Genomic DNA, 23507 nt, shown 5'->3' with positions numbered 1-23507 from the left:
TGCCAGCAACCCGGCGGATGCAATTGAGCGCCTAAGGCCAGAGTTGGTTGGGGGCGCAGCGTGCCGAACGAGCGGCACGCTGCGAATAGCTTAGAGAGGGTTAACCGGCGCGAGGCCACGTTTTCCCAGTTCACTCAACCGGCCGCGATGCGGCGGGCGTCAGTGACTGGGAGAGCCCAACTGACAATCAGAGGCGCGAGGCCACGTTTTCCCAGTTCACCAGATTGTCGAGGAAGTTCGACAGGTAGTCAGGACGCGCGTTGCGGAAATCGATGTAGTAGGAATGCTCCCATACATCACAACCCAAAAGCGCCGTCTGACCAAAGCAGATCGGGTTCACACCGTTTTCGGTTTTGGTGACCTTCAGACCACCATCGGCGTCTTTGACCAGCCACGCCCAGCCAGAGCCGAACTGACCCGCGCCAGCGGCCTTGAATTCGTCTTTCATCTTGTCGACGGAGCCAAAGCTTTCGTTGATCGCTTTTTCCAGTTCACCCGGCATCGCGTTGCCATCCGGCCCCATCATTTCCCAGAACTGGTTGTGGTTCCAAAGCTGGCTGATGTTGTTGAAGATACCGTTCTGCGCAACCGCGCCCGCGTCATAGGTGCACTTGATGATCTCTTCGAGCGATTTGCCATCCCATTCGGTGCCCTCAATCGCTTTGTTGCCATTCACAACATAGGCATTGTGGTGCTTGTCGTGGTGGAATTCGAGGGTTTCGGCGCTCATGCCCTTTGAGGCAAGAGCATCGTGTGCGTAGGGAAGATCGGGAAGTGAAAAAGCCATGAGGTGGGCCTCCTGATTAGAAATTGCGTCTGCATCACATGGAGTGCCAGAAGGGCGTTCGTCAAGGTCCAGTCGTGCAAATGGCCGCTGCCGGCACTATTTCGTCCGTTTCTTGCAAACCCCTGTCGCACGAACCCCGGTGTCAAAATGGGCCGGTATTGCAGTGACTTCGACCTTGCCCGAGCTTTTGCTGATCGAGGCGCGGTATCTGAAGTTGTTGAAGGTGCGCCCACTGTCGGCTTTTGCGTTTGTCACCACCCATCTGAGGATCATCCGTTTGTCGTCGTTCCTCAAGACTTTGGTTGCAAGGGGCGCTTTGTTAAAGTGCAGCACCACACCGTCCACAACCTTAACCTCGCCCTGTTTTTCAACAACAAAGGCCATCTTGGGCGTGATCCAGCCATGCGCCTGATCGGTGCCCTGCAGGTCGCAGTCGTACAAGAAGGCTGGGGCGGCCGCGACGTTGGTGGCGAGGGAAACCATCGCAACGACAGAAAACAAAAGACTCTTCATCACACCATCCTAGTCTATTTGATCTTTTTGCAGGTGCCCGAGGCGCTAATCACATTGTCATAACCATGACGCTGCCCGCTCAAAGTGAACTTGTTCAGAGATGTAAAAAGCGTCACGCGATAGCTGTTGATGCCTTTGCCGCCGTTTGTCGCCTTGAGGCCTCTTAACTTCCACTTGAAAGTAAAAGACGTCTCCGAGCGCGCGGCCCAATCAACTGGAATGGGCGCTTTGTGAAGATGATTGATCATCGCATCAAAGGCCGATCCGACCTCTGCCTCGGTGTCATACGCAAGAATGATCCGCTCAGGCACCCAGCCTCCAATACCAAAATGCTTGGTTTCACAATCGTAGGCTTCAGCCATCGCGCCAGTTGGCAAAATCAAAGCCGTCATGGCGGCAAGGAGAAAACGGGTCATTCATTCATCTTTCAGTTGTATTTCACGGTATGCATATCACTGCACACCCGAGACACAACCCAAAAGTGAAAAGGGGCGGCAAATTACCGCTTGGTAACGCCGCCCATTTTCAAATCTATCGCTAAACTTGCGTTTCGGGTGTCAGAAATGCCCGACTTCCGACCCCGGTTGTGCCGCGATCTTGAGCAGGTCAAACATGTATTGCGCGACTGATCGGAAGCAGATGATCTGAAAGGTTTCCGCATCGCGCATCCAAAAGGCGGCAGGCACCTGTGCCATCCGGCTGCGGCGGAACATGCCGGGGGTGAACCCTTCTGGCGTCAGATCCACCGGAGCCAATTTGGCGATGACGTCGCGGGCATGGGGGCCTTTGACCTCAAACACCGCACGGGCATCGGACACGTTGGCCACCAGTGCATGTTTGCCAGACAGGGCTTCGCTCATGCGGGCGACGTGATCATTGGCCTGCGCATAGGAGCACATCACCAGCAATTCGTCCGGTGACATCCACGCAAGGCCATTCTCGCCTTCGCTATGACATTCCCGCACATCGGGGAATTTCACCCCTGTCAGTTTTGTTGTCAGGGTGCGCAGATAGGCCGCAGACAGATCACCGCGCAGAGTGATCATGCCCAATGGGCCCAACTCACGGATCGCGGCGATGCCATTGGTTTCACTGGCATTGTTGAGGGCTGTGACGGGCTCAGACATTCTGCTTCTCCCCTTCTTTGTCATAAAATACAGGGTCCACGATACGGGCGTGGTAGGTTTTGCCATCGGTGCCGGGGAAGTCGATGACCTCGCCCATGCGGTCCGGCCCGTTGAGCACCAGACCCATGGCAATGCCGCGGTCCAGATTGGCCGAATGATAGGTCGATGTGACCCGACCGATCATATTGCGCTGGCCATTGGCGTTGGTGCCTTCGCCCACCGCATAGGCGCCATCCGGCAAGGTGCTGCCGTCCGTGGTTTCAAGGCCAACCAGCTTCCAACGGGTGGGATCGGCCATGTGGCTGCGTTCCTGTGCCCGTTTGCCCAGATAGTCTTCTTTCTTTTTCGACAAGGCCCAGTGCAGACCCAGATCCTGCGGGATCACGGTGCCGTCGGTCTCGTCCCCGATCATGATAAAGCCCTTTTCGGCGCGCAGAATGTGCAGACATTCGGTGCCGTAAGGCATCACGCCCAGATCATTGCCCGCCACCATCAACGCATCCCAGAAGGCCTGCCCATGGCTGGCATCCACAGCGATCTCGTAAGACAGCTCGCCCGAGAAGGAAATCCGGTAAATGCGGCATTTAAAGCCGCCCAATTCACCATCGACCCACTCCATAAAGCCAAGCGCGTCTTTGGAGACATCGGTGCCGCCCAGTTTCTCAAGGCATTTGCGGGCGTTGGGGCCCACAACCGCGACCTGTGCGTATTGTTCGGTCACATTGGCCACGTAAACGTCCCAATCCCACCATTCGGTTTGCAACCATTCTTCCATGTGACCATGGATGGTTTCCGCGCCGCCTGTGGTCGTGTGACACAGCCATGTGTCCTCATCGACACGGGCAACCACGCCATCGTCGATCAGAAAACCGTTCTCGCTGCACATCAGACCATAGCGGCATTTGCCCGGCTTCAGCGTCGACATCATGTTGGTGTACAGCATGTCGAGGAATTTGCCCGCGTCCGGCCCTTTGACGATGATCTTGCCAAGGGTGGAGGCGTCCAGCAGGCCCATGTTGGTCCGGGTGTTCTTGACCTCACGGTTGACCGCGTCATGGGTGCTCTCGCTGCCGCGTTTAAAGGCATAGGGGCGGCGCCACTGGCCAACGGGTTCAAACTCTGCGCCGTTGGCTTCGTGCCAATCATGCATCGGTGTGCGGCGGATGGGTTGGAACACCGGCCCGCGCGCCTCACCGCCGATGGAAGCCATCGAGATCGGGTGATACGGCGGGCGGAAAGTGGTGGTGCCCACGGTCGGAATATCCGCATCCAGCGCCCCGGCCAACGTGGCCAAGCCGTTGATGTTGCTGAGCTTACCCTGATCAGTTGCCATGCCCAAAGTGGTGTAACGCTTGGCATGCTCGACCGAGACAAAACCTTCTTGTGCGGCCAGACGGACGTCGGACACTTTCACATCGTTCTGATAATCCAGCCAGGTTTTTTCACGCAGTTTGACGCTTGCGCCCTGCGGCATCAGCCAAACCGGGGCCATGGGTGCCTCTTCGCGGCGTTCAGCGCTTGGGGCCGTAACATCCTTGGGCAATTTGAAACCAAGGCTGGTCACAACACCATCGGCGGCCGCATGGGCATCACAGAGCACATCGTCCAGAGGGAACATGCCAGATGCCGCGCCCGCCGGGGTCACAAAGCCCATGCCATCCGCACCTTTTGGCGCATTGTCCAGATCAGGGCTAAAGCAGGCCTGCGCCGTGTCCCAGCGCAGCTTGCCGCCGCAATGGGACCAAAGGTGGACCACAGGCGACCAGCCGCCGGACATGGCCACCGCATCGCAAGCGATCTCTTCCAAAGCAGCGCCTTCGCCCGCTTGCGAACAGACGGTCACGCCCGTGACCCGCTTGCCGCCTTTGACCGATGCAATCGCATGGCCCATCATCACACGGATGCCCAGTGCCTTGGCCTGTTCCATCAGCATGCTGTCTTGCGGCAGCACCCGCGCATCGAGGATCGCAGGCACATCAAGGCCCGCATGTTTCAGGGCAATCGCGGTCAGATACGCGTTGTCATTGTTGGTCACAACCACGGTGCGGTCGCCAATGGACACACCCCAGTTGACCACATAATCGCGCACAGCAGCGGCCAGCATCACGCCGGGAATGTCATTGCCCGCAAAGCTGAGCGGGCGCTCAATCGCACCGGTGGCGGTGATCACATGACCGGCACGGATACGCCACAGGCGGTGGCGCGGGCCGGATTTTTGCGGTGCATGGTCTGTCAGGCGTTCATAGCCCAACACATAGCCGTGGTCATAGACCCCTGCCCCCATGGTGCGGCTGCGCATCTGGACATTGTCCATGCCCTGCAATTCGGCCACCAGATCATCGACAAATTCGGCGGCTGGTTTGCCGTCAACGGTGCCGCCATCCACGGGCGCACGTCCGCCCCAATGTTCGGTCTGTTCCAGCAGCAGCACCTTAGCGCCGCTGCGCCCCGCGGTGCGCGCGGCCTCAAGCCCGGCCACACCGCCACCCACGACCAGAACATCGCAAAATGCATAGAAATGCTCATAGGTGTCCACATCCGTGGTTTTGGGCGCTTTGCCCAGACCGGCTGAATGACGGATGATCGGCTCATACACATGTTTCCACGCAGCGCGGGGGTACATGAACATCTTGTAATAGAAACCTGCGGGCAAGAATCGGCTGAGGTGCTTGTTGATCGCCCCCACATCGAACTCAAGGCTGGGCCAGTGGTTCTGGCTGGTTGCCTCCAATCCTTCGAAAATCTCGGTGGTGGTGACACGCTGGTTCGGCTCGAACTTGCCCTCTGAACCCAGATTGACCAATCCATTGGGTTCTTCCGCACCAGAGGCGACAACCCCGCGCGGGCGGTGGTATTTGAACGAACGGCCCATCAACATCTGGTCGTTGGCCAACAAGGCCGAAGCCAGTGTATCGCCTTCATAACCGCGCATCTGTTTGCCATTAAAAGCAAAATTGACCGGTTTGTCAGTGTTCAGCAGGCGGCCACCTGTGGCAAGTCTTGTGCTCATGAGCGGGGCTCCTTGATAGCGGAGTGATTAGGAAAAGTGGTGAGTGACAACCCGGCGATCACGCGCCGCTGCCTTTGGACCAACCGGGTCGGCGGTCTTCGATCAGATCGAGAACCTCCTGCGGCGGAGAGACCGTTTGTGCGGAATAGCTGGTGAACACCTCAAGCGTGGTGGTGTCGCGGGCCACATGGAACCACTTGCCGCAGCCGTTGTTGTGGCGCCAGCGTTCGAAATGCACGCCCTTGGGGTTGGCCCGCATGAACAGATAGCTTTCAAATTCGTCATCCGTTGAACCGGGGCCGAAACGCTTCAGATGCGCTTCGCCAGCGGCGTGGAATTCGGTTTCTTCTGCGGTGACCCCGCAAACGGGACAGGTCAGGATCAGCATAGCGCGGCTCCGGGCTTGAGAATTGGGCAAGGAAAGCCCATCTTGAGTGTATGATTGTTTTGTATGTTCTTCTGGGCGCCGTGGCGCTGGCCGGTGTCGGCATCGCGATTTACGAATGGCGCACCAAACGCACCCTGCTCAAGCATGACCTGAACAGAGCGCGGCAAGCGGACCCGCACACCGAAAGCCTGCGTGAGCATATCACCGGTGTGATCCGCACGGATACGCATCACCGTTGATCTGATTTTTGCAAAAGCAACCCCATGCAGCCGGGCAAAGTGCCGGGCTGGCGGGGACGGTATTGTCAGGCTTGTGCCAGCGTCAGTTGCTGTCTGACGCGGCTGTGCCTGAGGAGGTGCCACTGGGCGCAGAGCCGTTGCCGAGCATTGCAATGCCCGCGACAAAGACCCCGAGAACAACCAATGCGATGATGACACCGCGTTTGGTTCCGCCGTTGTGAATGGTCTCTCCAGCCATGGTTCGATCTCCTGTGCTGATGCATCAAGGATGCCATCATGCGCATTTGAAGCAAGCATTTGCTGCCTGCCATTGGACTTTAGGCTGGGAATGGCCGATGCGGTTTTGACAGAAAACGACGTATCGGCGGTTGATTGATCAGCCCCAGCTGCGGGACTGATCCATGTCATGAAAGGGTTAAGGAATGACAAATCATTCCGAGGCTGTTGCGGCCCCCTGGACGGCTTCGGCTGCGCCTTGGACGGCGTCGCCTGCCCCTTCGATGGTGATGTTGACGTCATCTGCGCCGCCGCTTTCGCCGCCCGCAAAGACAACATAGGCCAAGACCGCGACAACCACGACAACGGCGCCAAGGACAAAGCCCATGCCTGCGCCGCCGGTGTTTGCGGTGGTCGTTGTGGTTGTGCGTTCCGAAACGGTGTGATCGGGGTGTGCCATTGTGCGTCTCCTTTGGAATTGGATATCGCAACAACAACGCCCCGCCCTGCGGAAAGGTTCCGCAGGGCTGACATTTGGTCCTGACATGAACAGGATAGGCTCATCAGTGCGCCACGCCCGCAGCAACGCTTTCGTCAATGAACCGGCCCTCTTGGAAGCGGTTCAGGCCAAAGGCCTCGGTCAACGGCGAATGGCCTTTGGCCATCAGCTCGGCAAAACCCCAGCCAGATCCGGGGATCGCCTTAAACCCGCCGGTGCCCCAGCCACTGTTGATAAAGATGCCCTCAACCGGCGTTTTGCTGAGGATCGGCGAGCGGTCGCCGGTTACATCCACAATGCCGCCCCACTGGCGCAGCATCTTGAGACGCGACACCATCGGGAAGGTCTCGACCAGTGCGCGCACGGTTTCTTCGATATGGTGGAAACTGCCGCGCTGGGTGTAGTTATTGTACCCGTCGGTGCCGCCACCGATGACCATTTCACCCTTGTCAGACTGCGACATGTAGCCGTGAACGGTGTTGGCCATCACAACCACGTCCATGCAGGGTTTGATCGGCTCTGACACCAACGCCTGAAGCGCAACAGATTCGATTGGCAGACGGAAACCGGCCATATCCGCCAGATGGCCCGAATGCCCTGCAACCACCATGCCCAGCTTGTCACAGTCGATATCGCCGCGGTTGGTGCTGACGCCCACAACCTTGCCGTTTTCCTGCCGGATGCCGGTGACTTCGCATTTCTGGATCACGTCCATGCCCATGTCGGAACAGGCTCGTGCATAGCCCCAGGCCACCGCATCGTGCCGCGCTGTGCCGCCGCGGGCTTGCCACAGGCCGCCCAGAACCGGATAGCGCGGGCCATCCAGATTGATGATCGGCACCAGTTCCTTGACCTTTTCGGGGCTGATAAACTCGGTGGTCACACCCTGCAACATGTTGGCATGGGCGGTCCGCTTGTAACCGCGCACCTCATGTTCGGTTTGCGCCAGCATGATCACACCGCGCGGCGAGAACATGGCGTTGTAGTTCAAGTCCTGGCTCATGGTCTCGTACAAAGACCGGGCCTTTTCATAGATCGCCGCAGAAGGATCTTGAAGGTAATTGGACCGAATGATCGTTGTGTTCCGGCCGGTGTTGCCACCCCCCAGCCAACCTTTTTCAAGGATCGCGACATTGGTGATGCCAAAGTTCTTGCCCAGGTAATAGGCAGTTGCCAGACCATGCCCGCCGGCACCAATGATGATCGCATCATAGTGTTTCTTGGGCTGCGCATCGCGCCATGCGCGGTTCCAACCAGTGTGATGGCGCATCGCCTCGCGGGCCACGGCAAAAACGGAGTATTTCTTCATTGCGGTCTTCTCCGACAGGGAACCGGCACCCCTAGAATGGGCCACGGAATAAGATTCGATGCCGTCCGGGACGGCTGTTTCTGTTCTGAAGATATACCCAGAAAAAAGGATACTCGCCACGGCATTCCTTGACGGATTTGCGACATGGATGTGAATTGCCAAATGGCGCGGCACTCTGTCCGGGCGAGGTGGGCGAATTGTCCCCTTTTTTCATACGGTCCCATTGATTAGGTGTGTGGGACAAAGAATCTAGCAGGGCGACACATGACATTCTGGATCATCACCTTGGCCATGACGGCTGTTGTATCGCTTTTGTTGATCCGGGCGTTGATCCGCAATGATGGCGGAGATGTCGCCGATGCGGCGGCCTTTGACATGCAGGTCTACCGCGATCAATTGGCCGAGGTTGAGCGGGACGTGGCGCGCGGGGTTGTGCCTGCCGAGGACGCGGGCCGTATCAAGACAGAGATTTCACGCCGCATTCTGGCCGCTGATACGGCGCTGCAATCGGGCGGTGCGGCAGGCGCGGGACCGAAACCTGTGGTCGTTGGATTGGTGGCATTGCTGGTGGTTGGGGGCAGTCTGGCGCTGTATTTCCAGATCGGGCAGCCGGGGTATGGCGATCTGGCGCTGGCGGACCGCATCGCCTTTGCCGAAGAGATGCGCAAAACCCGCCCCGGCCAGCAAGAGGCGTTGGAACGGATGCCGCCCCTGCCCCCTTCGGAAGATCTCAGCCCGCGTTATCTGGAGCTGATGGAAAAACTGCGCGAAACCGTAGCGCAGCGGCCGGACGATTTGCAGGGGCAACAGTTGCTGGCGCAGAACGAGGCCAGCATTGGCAATTTTGTCGGTGCCGCCGAGGCACAGCGCCGGGTGCTACAGATCAAAGGTGCAGACGCGAGCGCCAGCGAGATCACCGATTATGCCGAATTGATGGTGATGTCGGCGGGTGGATATGTATCCCCCGAGGCGGAGAATGCGCTGAGCACCGCGCTGGAACTGGATCCCGACGATGGGCGGGCGCGATACTACGTCGGGCTGATGATGGTACAGAATGGCCGGCCGGATGTTTCCTTCCGCATCTGGAACGCGCTGCTGCGGCGCGGCCCGGCGGATGCCCCGTGGATTGAACCGATCAAGGGCCAGATCATGGAGGTTGCCGCGCTTGCCGGTGAAACCCGCTATAGCCTGCCCGCAATCGGCAATGGCGCGGCCAAAGGCCCCTCCGCCGAAGATATCGAAGCCGCCGGAGAAATGACCGCCGCTGAGCGGATGGAGATGATCGGCGGCATGGTCGCGGGCCTGTCGGACAGATTGGCCACCGAAGGCGGCCCGCCCGAAGACTGGGCGCGGCTGATCACCTCGCTCGGGGTCTTGGGCCAAAGCGAACAGGCCTTGGCGATCTTTAACAATGCGATGGAGGTCTTTGCCGGAAACCCCGGCGCATTGGACATGATCCGCAACGCGGGCAGTCAGGCCGGGGTGGCGGAATGATCTACGAAGACATGAGCGAATTTGTTGCCGCCCTGCCCCCGATGCAGGCGCTGATCGGTCTGGATCTGGGGGAGAAAACCATTGGTGTTGCGGTCAGTGACAGCTTTCACAGTGTCGCTTCGCCGCTTGAAACCGTCCGGCGCAAGAAATTCGGGCTGGATGCGGCACGGCTGACCGAGATCATCAAGGACCGGCGCATTGGCGGTCTGGTGTTGGGCCTGCCACGCAATATGGATGGCTCGGAGGGGCCGCGCTGCCAATCCACTCGTGCCTTTGCACGCAACTTTGACAAACTTGCCCCTCTGCCGATCACATTCTGGGATGAACGTCTGTCCACCGTGGCCGCCGAACGGGCCCTGCTTGAGGCAGATACGACACGCAAACGTCGCGCAGAGGTGATCGATCATGTGGCGGCGGGATATATCCTGCAAGGGGTGCTGGACCGGATGGCGGTGCTGCGTCGGCAAGGAGATCAGGAATGACAGACGAGATCTGGAAGCGCGACGAGGTCGAAAGCCCCTGCATCAAAATCTGCGTGGTGCATCCCGAGGCGCGGCTGTGCACCGGATGTTTGCGATCTATTGATGAGATTGGCCGCTGGTCACGCATGAGCCCCGAAGAGCGGCGCGAGGTGATGGCGGAACTGCCCTCGCGGGCCGGTGCGTTTGGCAAACGGCGCGGCGGACGTGCCGCGCGGATGGCGCGGCGGTAGCGTCGATTGGTCTGGTGGGCCTAGCGCTTGCCAGCGATGTTGAACAGCAAATCCAGAGCCAGATTGGACGTCGCAGCCCCTTCATGGCCCGTGGGCGCGTGGTTGCCATTGGCACCAAATGCCGGAAGCCGTGCAAATCCAAGCGCTTGCTGATGCTTGAACCGCCCTTGAAAGCCAAACGCACGTTTGGTTCTGCGCGGTGTTTTCTGGGCGTAATATGCCAGATTGCCTTGCGGTCCTGTCAGAATGATTTTCATAGCGTGATGCCTCAATAGCATTGTTTCGACACTGGCTATTATCGTTTCCGAAATGGCAACATTGTGGCGACCCCAAGGTGATTGTGGGCGCAATTGCCACCTATGCGGGTAGATTTGTCAGACCTCAAGCCAATCGGATGGTGCAATTTCCGGTCTGAAATAGGCGATCATCCGGCCTTCTGGCGGCGCGGTGTCTTGTGGCCCCCAGACCCCGACACCGTGCAACAGATGTCGGTGCAACAGAATGGATTGTCCCGGCGCGGCAGTTACTGGCCGGGGCGTGATACGGTCAAACACTTTGCGGCGGGCAGCATGGTAAACCTCTGTGATATCGACACTCTTTGGGTCGCGGTTGCCAATCTCCGCCCGAAATGCCCGCCCCATAACCTTATGACTTCCGGGCCAGACCATCAGCGGCGCAGCATCGCTTTGGTTCAGCGGCAGACCAAGAATAAACCCGTGTGGTTCTTGCATAAATCTCCGGCGATCCGGCCCCATCGGCAGCAACCCGTCCACATGGGCAGCAAAGCGGGTGATCCGGTAACGGTGGTTGCCCTCGCTTTCATCGACGTCCTGTTTGGGATAGCCGGGATAAACGATTGAAAGTTGGGCACGGTGCCACTGCGCGGGCGGCTCAATGTGATCCTGCCACGGCCCCTTAAGAGGCACGGCCTCTATTGCCCCGTCGGAGGCATTCGGCAAAACATCCACACCGACAAACCACGTTTTGCCATGGCGCAGATTGGCGTTTTGAATGTCCTGATCAGCAGCAAGTTTTTTGGCCACCTCAAGCGCAGCCGCAGCCCATGTCAGCGTCGCCTCGTCCGGATCGAAGACATCAAAGCCTTCGGTCTCCAGATCCGTTACCACCCCAGTGCCTTGCGCAGCATATTAACGGCGACCAGAACCAGAAACACCGCAAACACCCGTTTGAGCGGCTTGGGGTCCATCGCATGGGCCAGCTTCACGCCCAAAGGCGCGGTGATCAGGGTCATCGCTATGATGATGCCGAAGGCCACGAGATTGACCGCTCCGATGGTCAACGGCGGTTTGCCAGCTTGCATATCCACGAACAGGAAACCGATCACGGATGGCACCGCAATCAACACACCAAACCCGGCGGCGGTGGCAACGGCACGGTGAATGGGCGTGTTAAACAGGCTCATCAACGGCACGCCAAAGCTGCCGCCGCCGATGCCCATCAGAACCGATAGAAACCCAACACCGGGGGATAGAACCGCCCGCAAAACGCCCGTTGGCATCGCCTGACCCAGCCGCCATTCCGCGCGGCCAAATCCCATATAGAGGCCCACGATCAAGGCCAGACCGCCAAAGATCGCTTGCAAGGTGCCGGACCGCAGTTGCGCCACCAAGAGCATGCCAATGATTGCGCCGATCACGATCCCCGGCGCCCAGCTGCGCAGGATCTGCCAATCCACCGCACCCTTTTTGTTGTGGCTGTGCACCGACCGCAGCGAGGTGACGATGATTGTCGCCAACGAGGTCGCCAGACACATCTGCATCAGCTGCGGGCCATCATAGCCAAGGGTCTGAAACGCGTAGAAAAACGCAGGCACCAAAACGATGCCACCGCCCACGCCAAGCAGCCCGGCCAGCACCCCGGCGAAGGCACCGATGGCCATCAACATCAGCGCCATTTGTAACAGCAAATCGGTCTCTGGCATTTGCACTCTCCCTCAAGGTCTAGGTTTTGCTACACCGCTTCGCGGGTCTGTGCCAGTGTCTCGATCTGGTCCAGCGCCTCAAGCACAAGTGACACATCGGCCCCCGGTTTGCTGACCCCTTCGGACAGCGTCCGCCGCCAGATGCGTGCGCCGGGCCGACCCGCAAAGAGACCCAGCATGTGACGGGTGATCTGGTGCAAACGCCCGCCCTCTGCCAGATGCGCCTCAATATAGGGCACCATGGCCCGCACGGCCTCTTCTGGGGTCGTGTCGGCACCGTCGCCATAAATCCGCCGGTCCGCTTGGCACAGAATATCTGCCGGGCTGTGATAGGCGCTGCGCCCGATCATCACTCCGTCGAGGCCGGCATCCAGAAACGCCTCAGCCTCATCAAGCGTGGTAATGCCCCCGTTGACCGAGATGTGCAGATTTGGAAACAGCTCTTTCATGCGGTGCACCAGCGGATAATCCAGCGGCGGGATGTCGCGGTTTTCCTTGGGGGACAGCCCTTGCAACCAGGCCTTGCGCGCATGAATGCTCACACGAGTACATCCCGTTGCAATCACCCGCGCCAGAAACTCTGGCAAAATCTCTTCGGGGTTTTGGTCGTCCACCCCGATCCGGCATTTGACGGTGACATCCACATCCACCGCCGCCCGCATCGCGGACACACAGCGGGCCACCAGCGCGGGGTTCTCCATCAACACCGCACCAAACAGCCCCGATTGCACCCGATCGGACGGGCAACCCACATTGAGGTTGATCTCGTCATATCCAGCCTCTGCCCCCAGCCGCGCCGCCTCTGCCAGCTCAGCCGGATCCGATCCGCCCAGTTGCAGGGCAACAGGGTGTTCAGAGGCGTTGAAGTCCAGCAAATGCAGCGCCCCGCCCCGCACCAAAGCGGGCGAGGTGACCATTTCCGTATAGAGCAGCGTATTCCGGCTCAGCAATCGGTGCAGGTACCGGCAATGGCGGTCGGTCCAGTCCATCATCGGGGCGACGGACAGGCGGGCGTGCCGATCTAGGGTGTTGGGCAGGTCGTGCATGGGCGCTCTTTGGGCAGTCAGGATCAGACCCGTGAACTAGAACAAAATGCGCGGGGCAACAATAGAGCGGCGCATAGGCACCCAATTGCCGCCCTGCCCATCATGTCTTTGTCGGGGTTTGTGCCGCCACATCAGCGAAATGTTCCTTAAGCCGGATGGTGCCGTAACGCTCACAGGCCATGTCGATGCCCATTGCGGTGAGGAAAAACTGCGCAGGGCCAGAGATGTGGCGCGGCGTGATCCAAGGAAGGACTTTGAGCGTAATACGCCGCAACACGTCGGGCAGATGGGTGATTTTCACTGGCCTGCCCAAAGCGGCAAAGGCAAGTTCGGCGATCTGGTTGTGTGTCAAAACATCCGGACCGCCGACATGTGCCATCTCTGCCCCGGCGCGGGTCAGCTCCACCGTGGCCTGTGCCAGATCTTGGCCGTCTATCGGGTTGATCCGGTTCTGCCCACTGCCAAACAGCCAGACCCGCCCGGATCGCGCCATATCCAAAAAATCCGACATGTCCGAGAAATACCCTGAGGGCGCGATAATGGTATGGGCGATGGGCGCGGCAATGAGCTTGTCCGCGAAGGCCTGTTTGGCCGCCACCAATGGCACATGGCGCATCTGTTCTGCGCCCAGCACGTGGATATAGGCAAACCGCGTGACCCCGGCTTTCAGCGCCTCTGCCAAAAGGTTGGCGTTGGCTTGATAATCGACGTTCCAATAAGTCAGCCCATCGCGTTGGCGCGTGATCCCCAAAGCCGAGACCACAAGATCGGCCCCGGCCATGGTGCCTACCAAGGTATGCGCCTGAGTGGCCTCTGCCTCGATCATCGCATCGGCCACAAGGCCAGAGGCACGGGCCCGGCCTGCATCGCGGACCAGCGCCCTAACCTGCCAACCCTGCGCCTTGTATTCCGCCGCCAGAAAGCGGCCCAGATAGCCGGTTGCACCGGCGATAAAAACGGTTGGCATCAGCCAATCCTCCGTTGTTGACAGGCGATCTGTGCAGGCAGGTTTCCCCGCTGCTGCACGATGTTCAAATGCGGTTTGCCACGCGCGGTCATAGCGGCCTGCCGTTCCACCAATGCCGCCAAAGGGCGACAACGGCCGTGGTGGCCAGAGGGCGGTTTTTGAGAAACTTTGCCATGGCCGACCCTATCCAACAACCCGGTGCCCGCGCTGCTGCATGCAGGTGACAACGATGTGCCGGCAGGCATCGCGGGATTTGACAGCGCCGCCAAGGGTTGTTGCAAGTGCGCCCGCCACGGCCCCGCCAAGCGCCGTCCCGCCGTCCTTGTCCGCAGCCCCCATGGCAGCGCCCATCGCGGTGCCAAGCATAACGTTTTGCCGTGTTTCAGCATTGTCCCAACGGCGCGATTTGGCCACCGATTGGCAAGCGGTCAGATCGCTGTGAAATGCGGCAGACGGCGTGCCATCAACAATGGGCTGATGCTGCGCACCGGTGCCTGAACAGCCCGCAATCAAGGCCACACAAGGCAAGCTCAGCAGGGTCAGATGTTTCATGGTGTGATCTCCAGTTTTTTGTTTTTTGAAGTGAGGCCAGCACTGCGCCGCCTCAGACCGCGAGCAATTTGTTCGCCTTTGGAACATCCTCGCCTTTGATCTGAAACGGATATGGCAACAGCGGGCTGGCGCGGCGACCGGACCGGCTGGAAACAACGTACGGACAAGCTGGCTGGTACGCGCCCACTTGCCTGACCGATTGTTTTCAATGGGTTACATTGCGGTGTTAAAGGTGCCTGCGCCGCCATTCGGACGGCGTTTGCCCCGTCACTTTCCGGAAACTCGCGTTAAACGTGGACTTGGCGTTGAAGCCCACAGTCTCGCTGATCTCCAAAATGGAGAGGCCCGGCTCTGCCAACAGGTCACAAGCGTCTTTGATGCGGAATTGGTTCACATAGTCATAAAAGGACAGACCCAGATGGCTGTTCAGCACCTCGGACAGGTGGATCGGCGGAACCGCAATCGCGGCAGCGAGGCTGCGCAAGTTCAGATCGTGATCGCGCCACAGGTGATCCTTGGACATCCGCGCGTCCAGCCGCTTGGCATAGCGTTCCAGATCCTCGGCTTGCAGGCCCGATCTGGCGTAGGATGCGCCCGCCTCTTGGGGCTGTTCTGGTTTTGGTATCTGGGTTTTTTGATCGGTCTTGATGTCCTTTGACCATCTGGGCAACGGCGGATTTGCCCGCAGCGCAAAAACACCAAAGGCGATGGCCAGCACCAGATCGAAAGCCACGCCAACCATCCCGCTGCGCAATTTTGGCAGGCCTGAAAGGATCAAGATTTCATCGACAATAACGATCAGCGCCAGCAACAGGATTGTCGCGACCAGACCGTCAAGCCAGCGCAGGGTCTTGCCCGTCAGATCGGAAAACAGATCCCGAATGACCCGTTTGTGCCGGATCAGACGCCGGATGCAGATGCCGCCATAGAGGATCAGAACCAGTATCCACAAAATCCAGAACGCATTTTCACCAAAGGCAATCAACCGCTGCTGAGGCAGGCGGATGTTCAGCGCATCCAGCCCGATGCGCATCTGCCCCGGCAAGGCCAGACTGGGCGCAAGGCAAAGCAGCGCAAAGGCGAAGGGCAGCACATGTACCCAATCGGTCTGGCGCAGGCGCGGGTCAGAACTGGTCAGCCCGCGCACAAAGAAATACAGCGACACCATAAAACCGGGGATCAGAACATCCTGCCATTGGTAGAGGGCCGCGGGCCCGGTGAACGGCCCGTCAAACAAAATGGAATCGAGCATATCCAGCGCATTTATTGCGAAAAACGCCATCATCGCCCAGATGTGCATGCGCCGCTCAACCGGTTCAAACAAACGCCGGTTCAGGCCGATAAAAACAAACAGCGAGATGCCAAGCCCGGCAGCAAGCCCCAGTTGTTCGGTATAGATGTCAAAAGACAGGGTCATCGCGTCGTCATCAAAATGGCTTTGGTCAATCAAACAGGCAAAAGGCCCGCGCAGGTGTTAGCTGGCGCGGGCCCAAAGGTCAAAGAGCAGCGATGTTTCGCTCCGGTCAGCCCACCAGTGAGGGCAGCCACAGCACGATCCCCGGAAAGGCCACCAGCAAGGCGATGGTCACCGCATCGGCAATGAAAAACGGCATAACGCCGCGGAAAACGTCCTGCACGGTCAGGTCTTCGCGCACGCCAGCAACCACAAAACAGTTGAGGCCAATCGGCGGGGTGATCAGGCAGAACTCCGCCATTTTCACCACCAGAATACCAAACCAGATCGCGCACATCGGACCGGACATGCCAAAGGCACTGTCAGCCGCCGCAACCGCCTCACCGCCGTTCAGGGCCATCACCGCCGGATAGACCACCGGCAATGTCAGCAGCAGCATCCCGATCGCATCCATGAACATGCCCAGCACCGCATAGGCCAGCAGAATGCAGACCAAAATCACCAGTGGTGACATCTCCAGCGAAGTGATCCAATCGGCAAAGGCATCGGGCAATTCGGCAAAGCCCAAGAACCGCACATAGATCAGCACGCCCCAGATGATCGTGAAGATCATCACCGTCAGTTTCGCTGTTTCCAGCAGCGCTTCTTTCAGTTGTCCCCAGCGCATGCCGCGATAAAGCGCCATCAGAAAGATGATGAATGCGCCCACTGCGCCGCCTTCGGTGGGGGTGCCCCAAGCATCGCCAAAGGGGTTGTAAACAAAGAAGATGATGATCACGACCACCGCGACTATCGGCAGGGCTGGCGGCAGGGATTCAAAGCGTTCGCGCCAGGTAAAGCCGCTGACTGGCGGTCCGACAGATTTGAAGATGACCGCGATGCCAATGATCAACATTGCGTAGACCACCGCCGAGAACGCACCGGGAATGAACCCCGCCAAAAGCAGTTTGCCCACGTCCTGTTCCACGATGATCGCATAGATCACCAGAATGGCCGATGGCGGGATCAGCGAGGCCAGCGTGCCGCCCGCCGCCACGACGCCCGCGGCGAATTGTTTGTTGTACCCGATCTTGAGCATTTCAGGGATGGCGATACGGGCAAAAACCGCCGCCGTGGCCACAGACGCGCCAGACACCGCGGCAAACCCGGCAGTGGCAAACACGGTTGAGACCGCCAGACCGCCCGGCACCCAGGCAAACCAGCGTTTGCAGGCCTCAAACAGCGCCGTGGTCAATTTGGCGTAATAGGCCAGATAGCCGATCATGATGAACACCGGGATCAGCGACAGCACCTGTGCGCTGACCTTGGAATGGGGCGTCAGACCGGCGATTTTCACACTGATTTCAAGCGCTTTTCCAAAACGGTCCGGGTCATAATCAAACCCGTTCCAGCGGAGCCAAACCAGCCCGACAAAGCCCGCCAGACCCGCGGCAAAGGCCACGCGCATGCCCAGCACCACCAACAAGAGCATCCCGCCCGAGACCCAAAGGCCAATTTCAATGGGTTCCATCAATCGGCCCCTTCCAGCATCTCGGCCTCGTGCATGGCTTGTTCCGCGACCGTCAGGTTCAACGGCACCGCCACGGGGTTATTGAGCCCCAGCACCAAGGCGCGGCCATAGCCCCAGGCCTGCAAGGTCAAACGCAAACTGAGTACAAAAAACGCGACCGGCACCACCAGTTTGCTGGGCCAGATCGGAATGCCGATATCAATGGAACTGTCGCGGCTGCACAGGGGCCGCGCGCAATCAAACGAGCGGTCAAAATGTTCCCATGCGCCCCAGGTCAGGGCGACAATCAGCAAGAGCATCAGCAGCACCGAGATCAGCTCAAACAGCCACAACAGCCGCCCTTTGAGCGCGCCAACCAGCATATCCATACGGATATGAGTGCCATCCCGCTGCACGTAAGACACGCCCATAATAGCGATAATCGGCATCGCCGCTTCGATGTAATCGACATAGCCCGCCAAAGGAGAGGCGAAAAACTTGCGGCCCGTAACGGAATAAGCCGCCAGAAACATCAGCGAAAAGATCGCCAATCCACTGAGCAAGGCGCAAAAGCGTTCGATGGGAAGCAAGGCCCGGTCAAGTTTGCTGAGAACACTGGAATCCTCCAGCACTGCGGCAGATCCAGCCATGTGCATCATCCTTTTTTGGGAAGGGTAAGGCGGGGTGAACCCCGCCCTACGACTGTTGCATTGGGGCGAGGGTTACCCCGCCCCCGAAACGCTTAGCTGCCTTTGGCGTCGGCCAGCGTTTTCACAACCAGATCATAAAGCTCCTGACCCGGCAGGCCCTGCGCTTCCATGTCTTTGATCCATGCATCGCGGATCGGATCGGCGGCCTTGGCGCGGAATTCTGCGATCACCTCTGGGGCGATCTCAACCTTCTGCACGCCTTTTTCGGCCAGCACGCTGTCCCATTTTTCAAGCAATGCACCGTAGTTGGCCAGATAGTGATCGAGCGCCTCATCGACTGAGCTGTCCAGCGCTTCGCGCTCTTTGTCGGACAGGGATTCGTAGGCGTCGATGTTCACCACCACCGGGCAGTTCACAGTGCCGGGGTTCAGGTTTGCAGTCCACCAATCGGCTTGATTGATGGTGCCAAAGCTGAGGTGCGCGTGCTGTGCGAATGCAACCGTGTCCACAACGCCCGATTCCATCGCCTGATAGGCTTCGGTCGCGGTCACGGATGTTGGCACACCGCCAACCGCCTCAAACGCTTTGCCCAGACCACCGGTGGCACGCACGCGCATGCCTTCGAAATCGGCCAGTGTGCTGCGCGGATCACCAGTGCCGACAAGGTTGTACTGCGGCATTGGCGAGGTCATCAGCAGTTTGGCATTCCACTGCGCCATCTCATCGGTGGCCGCTGGGTGCGCGTAGACCGCCTTGGACACGGCAACCTCTTGTTCCAGGTTTTCAACGCCCAGGAACGGCAGCTCCAGCACGGTCACAACGCGGTTTTTGTCACGGTGATACCCCGCACAGAACTGCGCCATCTCGAACGCGCCGATAGAAATCCCGTCGAGGTTCTCGCGGTTCTTGCTCAGCCCGCCATAGCTGACGTTCATGGTGAATTCGCCGCCGGTTTTTTCAGAAACCAGTTCTGCAAGTTTTTCAACATGTTCGGTGAAGGCGCGGCGTTTGCCCCAGACCGACACATTCCATTCGGTCGCGGCCGCTTCGGTGACAAAGGCAAGGCTCAGGGCGCAGGCAGCTGCACCGCTCAGGTATTTGGTCATTGATGTCTCTCCCATTGATACGCGCAACACTTTCGTGCGCTTGGGATCAAAGCTAGCCCGCCCAGACGAAACTGCCAAGCCCGATCGCTGCACAAGATTTAAGCGCCACCTGTCTTGCCTTGCATTTCTCCGACGCCTCAGGCGCCGCGCGGGCAATCAGGAACTGTTCGATTGTCTGCAAATTGATCTGCCTTGCCTGCGGGGGGTCGCAGTTGCGTGTTCCCTTCCCTTCTCAGCCCGCTATGATCCTCGCAGGAGGGATGCAATGGGCCACCAGCCCGGCGCATCACAGACGACAGATCACCAAGGGAGGGGACCATCATGTCCGACGACGCCGCTAAGACCTATCCACCATCCGCCGAGATGGCCGCAAATGCCCATGTGAACGCAGAGCGGTATGCCCAGATGTATCAGGCCTCCGTGGATGATCCAGACGGGTTCTGGCGCGAGCAAGCGGCGCGTGTGGATTGGATCAAACCGTTCAGTCAGGTGCAGGACGTCGATTTCACCTTGGGCAACGTCCATATCAACTGGTACGCGGACGGGTCGCTGAATGTCTCGGCCAATTGCGTTGACCGGCATCTGGAGACCCGCGCCGATCAAACCGCCATCATCTGGGAGCCGGACAGCCCAGACGAGGACGCCAAGCACATCAGCTATCGTGAGCTGCACAGTCAAACGTGCAAGATGGCAAACATCCTGCGCGATATGGGGGTGGGCAAAGGCGACCGCGTGATCATCTATATGCCGATGATACCCGAGGCGGCCTATGCCATGCTGGCCTGTGCACGCATTGGCGCAATCCATTCGATTGTGTTTGCTGGATTTTCGCCTGATGCTTTGGCGGCGCGGGTCAATGGGTCGGAGGCCAAGGTGGTGATCACCGCCGATTACGCCCCGCGCGGCGGGCGGGCCACGCCGCTCAAGACCAATGCCGATCAGGCGTTGTTGCATTGTTCAGACAGTGTGAAACTGTTGGTGGTCAAACGCACGGGGGGTCAGACCACATGGGTGGACGGGCGCGATTTTGATTACAATGCGTTGGCAGCGGATGCCGCCGACACCTGTGAGCCCGAAGAGATGAACGCCGAAGATCCGCTGTTTATCCTCTACACCTCCGGCTCTACCGGACAGCCCAAAGGCGTGGTGCACAGCACAGGCGGCTATCTGGTCTATGCGGCGATGACCCATGAGATCACCTTTGATTACCATGAGGGCGATATCTATTGGTGCACAGCGGACGTTGGTTGGGTCACGGGACACAGCTATATTGTCTATGGGCCGCTTGCCAATGGCGCGACCACGCTGATGTTTGAAGGGGTGCCAACCTACCCCGATGCCAGCCGGTTCTGGCAGGTTTGCGAGAAACACAAGGTCAATCAGTTCTATACCGCGCCGACAGCCATTCGGGCGTTGATGGGGCAAGGCAATGACTTTGTGACCAAATGCGATCTGAGCAGCATCAAGGTGCTGGGAACGGTGGGGGAGCCGATCAACCCCGAGGCATGGAACTGGTACAACGACGTGGTGGGCGGCGGGCGCTGTCCGATTGTCGATACATGGTGGCAAACCGAAACGGGCGGGCATTTGATGACCCCCCTGCCCGGCGCCCATGACATGAAACCCGGCGCGGCGATGAAGCCGTTCTTCGGGATCAAACCCGTGGTGCTGGAACCCACCACTGCAGAAGAGCTGACCGCAAATCCTGTTGAGGGCGTGCTGTGCATTGCAGACAGCTGGCCGGGTCAGATGCGCACCGTTTGGGGCGATCATGAGCGGTTCGAGAAAACCTATTTTTCCGACTACCCCGGCTATTATTTCACTGGCGATGGCTGCAAGCGTGATGCCGACGGCGATTACTGGATCACGGGCCGTGTTGATGATGTGATCAACGTATCAGGGCACCGGATGGGCACCGCCGAAGTGGAAAGCGCGTTGGTCGCTCACGCTAAGGTGGCAGAGGCGGCGGTGGTCGGCTATCCACATGAGATCAAGGGTCAGGGCATCTATTGCTTTGTGACGTTGATGGGCGGCGAAGAGCCAAGCGAAGAGCTGCGCCTTGAGTTGCGCAATTGGGTGCGCACGGAAATCGGGCCAATTGCCTCGCCCGATCTGATTCAATGGGCGCCCGGTTTGCCGAAAACACGGTCTGGCAAGATCATGCGGCGTATCCTGCGCAAGATTGCCGAGAATGACTATGGCGCTTTGGGCGACACATCAACGCTCGCGGATCCATCGGTGGTGGATGATCTGATCGAGAACCGGATGAACCGCTGATCGCTATTTATGGGGGCCGTCCGGCCCCCTATCCTTTGATCCGTTATTGTACTTCGGCCAGTAGATTTGCGACATGCACCACGTCATCCTTGCCAAGCGGTTTGGAAATGAAATCGCGCACGGCGTCATAACTGGCTGCACGGGCGCGATCTTCGGGTGCGATGGATGTGGTCAACATAACAACGCAGACTTTGACAAACGCCGGGCCAAGATCACGGTTCGCCGCTTCCAGAAATTCAAAACCGTTCATGCGTGGCATGTTGATATCCAGAAAAATCACATCGACCTTGGAACGGTCCGGCCGCGCCAGGTAGTCCAGCGCTTCGGCCGCATATTGAAAGCCAATCACTTGATCGACCAGGCCTGACCGTTTCAGGATGCGCTCGTACATCATCTGATCAAACGGCTCGTCATCGACAATCATCGCGCAGCCGATGGTGTTTTGATCCGTCATTTGGCTTCCCCGCCAGATCGCCCTGGCAGGACCAACGAGAAACAGGTGCCTTCACCGGGGGTGGAAGCCACCTCAAGGGCGCCTTTGTGGATCATCGCAATCCGCAGGCACAGCGGCAGCCCAATGCCGGTGCCGGCAAAGTTCTCTCGGGTGTGCAACCGTTGGAAAAGCGCAAAGATGCGCGGCTGGTCGGCCTCTGAGATGCCAATGCCATTGTCGGTGAACCGAACGGTGACTTTGCCATCGACCGGATCAATATCCGCATCGATGCGCACCGCTGGGGCCACATCTTTGCGGCGAAACTTGATCCCGTTGCTGATCAGGTTCTGGAACAGGATATTCATCTGGGTGGCGGCCCCGTTTACCCAAGGCAGCGGGCCAATTTTGACCTCGCCGTTCGCCACCAGGATATCAGCCTGCAACGCGGCCACGGCCTCGGCGGCGACTTTAGAAAGATCCAGCGGTTCCAGCTCCGGCTCCAGACCAATAACACTTGTGTAATCAAGGATATCGTCGATCTGGGTTTGCATCCTCGCGACTGTCTTTTGTGCCATATCGAGAATGGACCTGGCCTCATCCCCCTCTGCGCCAAATCCCAGATGCTCCATCTCGTCCAACAGCAGTTTGAGCGTGTTTGCCGGGGCTTTCATGTCATGGGAGACCGAATAGGCAAATGATTTCAACTCTGAATTTGCCAGCTCTGCCGCACGCCACCCTTCGCGCGCATTCTCTTCGGATTTTTTGACGGCGGTCAGATCGGTATGGGCGCCCAACATGCGGATCGGCTTGCCTGTTTCATCGCGGATCGCGAGGCCCCGACATCGTACCCAAACAATCGATCCATCTGCGTGGCGATAACGCACCACCTGATCGTAGGGGCAATCGGGATCGGCGCAATGGGCCTCAAAATTCTTGAGGGCCAGTGCCAGATCCTCGGGAAAGATGATATCCTGCCATTCATCCGGGGAATGCGCCTTGGTCGCGGGATCAATCCCGAACAATTGCCACAACTCGGGGCTCATCCATTCGTTTTCGGGGTCTTCCAGATCCCAATACCAGATCCCGTCAAGCGAACCTTGCTGGATAAAGTTCCAGGTGCTTTCGTCCGACTGGATCAGATCGGTCAGTTCTGCCTTGAGATAATTGCTGTCTTGCACAAATGCTCCGGAGCGGCTGATTGGCTGTCAAATAGCGGCCCGTTTGATCGCTAAAGCGCATTCGTTGAAAAGTGGTTAATATTCACTTTTTCCCGGTTCCATATCCTACACGGAGCGCTTTTTCTGCGCCACTAGGGCGAAGAATTCTTGGAAATGCCG

Annotated in this window: 26 protein-coding genes; 5 read left to right on the top strand and 21 right to left on the bottom strand. The window is 58.8% G+C overall.

From position 1 onward, the window contains the following. Positions 1-187 precede the first annotated feature (187 nt). From C8N31_RS15790 to C8N31_RS15765, 6 genes are all read right to left on the bottom strand, one after another. Positions 188-787, bottom strand: a complete 600-nt coding sequence (locus C8N31_RS15790) for a superoxide dismutase (protein WP_025048694.1) — start codon at positions 785-787, stop codon at positions 188-190. Between the two features lie 96 nt (positions 788-883). Beyond that, positions 884-1300, bottom strand: a complete 417-nt coding sequence (locus C8N31_RS15785) for a hypothetical protein (protein ID WP_025048693.1) — start codon at positions 1298-1300, stop codon at positions 884-886. Positions 1301-1314: 14 nt separating this feature from the next. After that, a complete protein-coding gene (locus tag C8N31_RS15780) occupies positions 1315-1716 on the bottom strand; it encodes a hypothetical protein (RefSeq protein ID WP_025048692.1) in 402 nt (133 codons plus the stop codon). A gap of 141 nt (positions 1717-1857) precedes the next feature. Beyond that, complete coding sequence (locus tag C8N31_RS15775) at positions 1858-2427, bottom strand: sarcosine oxidase subunit gamma (protein ID WP_025048691.1); 570 nt, start codon at positions 2425-2427, stop codon at positions 1858-1860. Further along, complete coding sequence (locus tag C8N31_RS15770; RefSeq protein ID WP_025048690.1) at positions 2420-5437, bottom strand: sarcosine oxidase subunit alpha family protein; 3018 nt, start codon at positions 5435-5437, stop codon at positions 2420-2422. The genes C8N31_RS15775 and C8N31_RS15770 overlap by 8 nt, the downstream gene beginning before the upstream one ends. 58 nt (positions 5438-5495) lie before the next feature. Further along, on the bottom strand, positions 5496-5825 hold the full coding sequence (locus C8N31_RS15765) for a sarcosine oxidase subunit delta (protein ID WP_025048689.1): 330 nt from the start codon (positions 5823-5825) through the stop codon (positions 5496-5498). 50 nt (positions 5826-5875) lie between these two features. Between C8N31_RS15765 and C8N31_RS15760 the strand changes: the two genes are divergently transcribed. Continuing rightward, positions 5876-6064: a hypothetical protein gene (locus tag C8N31_RS15760; RefSeq protein WP_025048688.1), complete on the top strand. Its 189-nt coding sequence runs from the start codon at positions 5876-5878 to the stop codon at positions 6062-6064. A gap of 82 nt (positions 6065-6146) precedes the next feature. Here the strand turns inward: C8N31_RS15760 and C8N31_RS20410 are convergent, their stop codons facing one another. The 3 genes from C8N31_RS20410 to C8N31_RS15750 form a co-directional block, all read right to left on the bottom strand. Continuing rightward, entirely contained in the window at positions 6147-6302 is a 156-nt protein-coding gene (locus tag C8N31_RS20410) for a hypothetical protein (protein WP_156026898.1), read from the bottom strand. A gap of 192 nt (positions 6303-6494) precedes the next feature. Then, positions 6495-6740, bottom strand: coding sequence for a hypothetical protein (locus C8N31_RS15755; RefSeq protein WP_025048687.1), 246 nt, complete (start codon positions 6738-6740; stop codon positions 6495-6497). A 103-nt stretch (positions 6741-6843) separates the two neighbouring features. After that, positions 6844-8088, bottom strand: a complete 1245-nt coding sequence (locus C8N31_RS15750) for a sarcosine oxidase subunit beta family protein (RefSeq protein ID WP_025048686.1) — start codon at positions 8086-8088, stop codon at positions 6844-6846. A gap of 264 nt (positions 8089-8352) precedes the next feature. On the opposite strand from C8N31_RS15750, the gene ccmI reads away from it, so the two are divergent. The 3 genes from ccmI to C8N31_RS15735 are packed head-to-tail and all read left to right on the top strand — an operon-like array spanning position 8353 to position 10294. After that, positions 8353-9582 carry a c-type cytochrome biogenesis protein CcmI gene (ccmI, locus tag C8N31_RS15745; RefSeq protein ID WP_025048685.1) on the top strand — a complete coding sequence of 410 codons (1230 nt, stop codon included), beginning with the start codon at positions 8353-8355 and terminating at the stop codon, positions 9580-9582. Beyond that, complete coding sequence (ruvX, locus tag C8N31_RS15740; protein ID WP_025048684.1) at positions 9579-10064, top strand: Holliday junction resolvase RuvX; 486 nt, start codon at positions 9579-9581, stop codon at positions 10062-10064. Before ccmI ends, ruvX begins: the two co-directional genes overlap by 4 nt. Then, a complete protein-coding gene (locus tag C8N31_RS15735) occupies positions 10061-10294 on the top strand; it encodes a DUF1289 domain-containing protein (protein ID WP_025048683.1) in 234 nt (77 codons plus the stop codon). Before ruvX ends, C8N31_RS15735 begins: the two co-directional genes overlap by 4 nt. A gap of 20 nt (positions 10295-10314) precedes the next feature. Here C8N31_RS15735 and C8N31_RS15730 read toward each other — a convergent pair whose 3' ends face one another. The 10 genes from C8N31_RS15730 to C8N31_RS15685 all read right to left on the bottom strand — a co-directional run bounded on the left by C8N31_RS15730 (position 10315) and on the right by C8N31_RS15685 (position 19460). Next, the gene (locus C8N31_RS15730; RefSeq protein WP_025048682.1) at positions 10315-10551 is read right to left on the bottom strand and encodes a hypothetical protein; all 237 of its coding nucleotides are present in this window, start codon (positions 10549-10551) and stop codon (positions 10315-10317) included. A 117-nt stretch (positions 10552-10668) separates the two neighbouring features. After that, positions 10669-11421 (bottom strand): hypothetical protein, encoded by a 753-nt coding sequence (locus C8N31_RS15725; protein ID WP_025048681.1) that lies wholly within the window; start codon positions 11419-11421, stop codon positions 10669-10671. Then, entirely contained in the window at positions 11415-12236 is an 822-nt protein-coding gene (locus C8N31_RS15720; protein ID WP_025048680.1) for a sulfite exporter TauE/SafE family protein, read from the bottom strand. Before C8N31_RS15720 ends, C8N31_RS15725 begins: the two co-directional genes overlap by 7 nt. Positions 12237-12265: 29 nt before the next feature. Further along, positions 12266-13282: a tRNA dihydrouridine(20/20a) synthase DusA gene (gene dusA, locus C8N31_RS15715; RefSeq protein ID WP_037918627.1), complete on the bottom strand. Its 1017-nt coding sequence runs from the start codon at positions 13280-13282 to the stop codon at positions 12266-12268. A gap of 100 nt (positions 13283-13382) precedes the next feature. Next, positions 13383-14249 (bottom strand): SDR family oxidoreductase, encoded by an 867-nt coding sequence (locus tag C8N31_RS15710; protein WP_025048678.1) that lies wholly within the window; start codon positions 14247-14249, stop codon positions 13383-13385. Between the two features lie 183 nt (positions 14250-14432). Next, positions 14433-14801, bottom strand: coding sequence for a glycine zipper family protein (locus C8N31_RS15705; protein WP_025048677.1), 369 nt, complete (start codon positions 14799-14801; stop codon positions 14433-14435). A 226-nt stretch (positions 14802-15027) separates the two neighbouring features. Further along, positions 15028-16218 carry an AraC family transcriptional regulator gene (locus tag C8N31_RS15700; RefSeq protein ID WP_146173143.1) on the bottom strand — a complete coding sequence of 397 codons (1191 nt, stop codon included), beginning with the start codon at positions 16216-16218 and terminating at the stop codon, positions 15028-15030. 106 nt (positions 16219-16324) lie between these two features. Further along, a complete protein-coding gene (locus tag C8N31_RS15695; RefSeq protein WP_025048675.1) occupies positions 16325-17725 on the bottom strand; it encodes a TRAP transporter large permease in 1401 nt (466 codons plus the stop codon). Further along, positions 17725-18354: a TRAP transporter small permease subunit gene (locus tag C8N31_RS15690; RefSeq protein ID WP_025048674.1), complete on the bottom strand. Its 630-nt coding sequence runs from the start codon at positions 18352-18354 to the stop codon at positions 17725-17727. The genes C8N31_RS15695 and C8N31_RS15690 overlap by 1 nt, the downstream gene beginning before the upstream one ends. A 92-nt stretch (positions 18355-18446) precedes the next feature. Further along, positions 18447-19460, bottom strand: a complete 1014-nt coding sequence (locus C8N31_RS15685) for a C4-dicarboxylate TRAP transporter substrate-binding protein (RefSeq protein WP_025048673.1) — start codon at positions 19458-19460, stop codon at positions 18447-18449. 321 nt (positions 19461-19781) lie between these two features. On the opposite strand from C8N31_RS15685, the gene acs reads away from it, so the two are divergent. Next, positions 19782-21737, top strand: coding sequence for an acetate--CoA ligase (acs, locus tag C8N31_RS15680; RefSeq protein WP_025048672.1), 1956 nt, complete (start codon positions 19782-19784; stop codon positions 21735-21737). Positions 21738-21780: 43 nt separating this feature from the next. On the opposite strand, the gene C8N31_RS15675 is transcribed toward acs, so the two are convergent. Further along, positions 21781-22191 (bottom strand): response regulator, encoded by a 411-nt coding sequence (locus C8N31_RS15675; RefSeq protein WP_025048671.1) that lies wholly within the window; start codon positions 22189-22191, stop codon positions 21781-21783. Continuing rightward, complete coding sequence (locus C8N31_RS20405) at positions 22188-23348, bottom strand: sensor histidine kinase (RefSeq protein WP_025048670.1); 1161 nt, start codon at positions 23346-23348, stop codon at positions 22188-22190. The genes C8N31_RS15675 and C8N31_RS20405 overlap by 4 nt, the downstream gene beginning before the upstream one ends. Between the last annotated feature and the right edge of the window lie 159 nt (positions 23349-23507).

This window comes from Sulfitobacter mediterraneus, from assembly GCF_003054325.1.
Taxonomy (GTDB): domain Bacteria; phylum Pseudomonadota; class Alphaproteobacteria; order Rhodobacterales; family Rhodobacteraceae; genus Sulfitobacter; species Sulfitobacter mediterraneus.
Note: the sequence above shows the minus strand (reverse complement) of the source record. Positions and strands in the feature narration are given on the sequence as shown.

Bases quoted from the DNA above. Each gene is read 5' to 3' on its own strand.
- C8N31_RS15720 (WP_025048680.1), bottom strand. From the start codon at position 12,236: ATGCCAGAGACCGATTTGCTGTTACAAATGGCGCTGATGTTGATGGCC.
- C8N31_RS15765 (WP_025048689.1), bottom strand. From the start codon at position 5,825: ATGCTGATCCTGACCTGTCCCGTTTGCGGGGTCACCGCAGAAGAAACC.
- C8N31_RS15760 (WP_025048688.1), top strand. From the start codon at position 5,876: ATGATTGTTTTGTATGTTCTTCTGGGCGCCGTGGCGCTGGCCGGTGTC.
- C8N31_RS15790 (WP_025048694.1), bottom strand. From the start codon at position 787: ATGGCTTTTTCACTTCCCGATCTTCCCTACGCACACGATGCTCTTGCC.
- C8N31_RS15710 (WP_025048678.1), bottom strand. From the start codon at position 14,249: ATGCCAACCGTTTTTATCGCCGGTGCAACCGGCTATCTGGGCCGCTTT.
- C8N31_RS15770 (WP_025048690.1), bottom strand. From the start codon at position 5,437: ATGAGCACAAGACTTGCCACAGGTGGCCGCCTGCTGAACACTGACAAA.
- C8N31_RS20410 (WP_156026898.1), bottom strand. From the start codon at position 6,302: ATGGCTGGAGAGACCATTCACAACGGCGGAACCAAACGCGGTGTCATC.
- ruvX (WP_025048684.1), top strand. From the start codon at position 9,579: ATGATCTACGAAGACATGAGCGAATTTGTTGCCGCCCTGCCCCCGATG.
- C8N31_RS15690 (WP_025048674.1), bottom strand. From the start codon at position 18,354: ATGGCTGGATCTGCCGCAGTGCTGGAGGATTCCAGTGTTCTCAGCAAA.
- C8N31_RS15685 (WP_025048673.1), bottom strand. From the start codon at position 19,460: ATGACCAAATACCTGAGCGGTGCAGCTGCCTGCGCCCTGAGCCTTGCC.
- C8N31_RS15730 (WP_025048682.1), bottom strand. From the start codon at position 10,551: ATGAAAATCATTCTGACAGGACCGCAAGGCAATCTGGCATATTACGCC.
- ccmI (WP_025048685.1), top strand. From the start codon at position 8,353: ATGACATTCTGGATCATCACCTTGGCCATGACGGCTGTTGTATCGCTT.
- C8N31_RS15750 (WP_025048686.1), bottom strand. From the start codon at position 8,088: ATGAAGAAATACTCCGTTTTTGCCGTGGCCCGCGAGGCGATGCGCCAT.
- C8N31_RS15700 (WP_146173143.1), bottom strand. From the start codon at position 16,218: ATGACCCTGTCTTTTGACATCTATACCGAACAACTGGGGCTTGCTGCC.
- C8N31_RS15695 (WP_025048675.1), bottom strand. From the start codon at position 17,725: ATGGAACCCATTGAAATTGGCCTTTGGGTCTCGGGCGGGATGCTCTTG.
- C8N31_RS15785 (WP_025048693.1), bottom strand. From the start codon at position 1,300: ATGAAGAGTCTTTTGTTTTCTGTCGTTGCGATGGTTTCCCTCGCCACC.
- C8N31_RS15780 (WP_025048692.1), bottom strand. From the start codon at position 1,716: ATGACCCGTTTTCTCCTTGCCGCCATGACGGCTTTGATTTTGCCAACT.
- C8N31_RS15775 (WP_025048691.1), bottom strand. From the start codon at position 2,427: ATGTCTGAGCCCGTCACAGCCCTCAACAATGCCAGTGAAACCAATGGC.
- C8N31_RS15705 (WP_025048677.1), bottom strand. From the start codon at position 14,801: ATGAAACATCTGACCCTGCTGAGCTTGCCTTGTGTGGCCTTGATTGCG.
- C8N31_RS15755 (WP_025048687.1), bottom strand. From the start codon at position 6,740: ATGGCACACCCCGATCACACCGTTTCGGAACGCACAACCACAACGACC.
- C8N31_RS15735 (WP_025048683.1), top strand. From the start codon at position 10,061: ATGACAGACGAGATCTGGAAGCGCGACGAGGTCGAAAGCCCCTGCATC.
- dusA (WP_037918627.1), bottom strand. From the start codon at position 13,282: ATGCACGACCTGCCCAACACCCTAGATCGGCACGCCCGCCTGTCCGTC.
- C8N31_RS15675 (WP_025048671.1), bottom strand. From the start codon at position 22,191: ATGACGGATCAAAACACCATCGGCTGCGCGATGATTGTCGATGACGAG.
- acs (WP_025048672.1), top strand. From the start codon at position 19,782: ATGTCCGACGACGCCGCTAAGACCTATCCACCATCCGCCGAGATGGCC.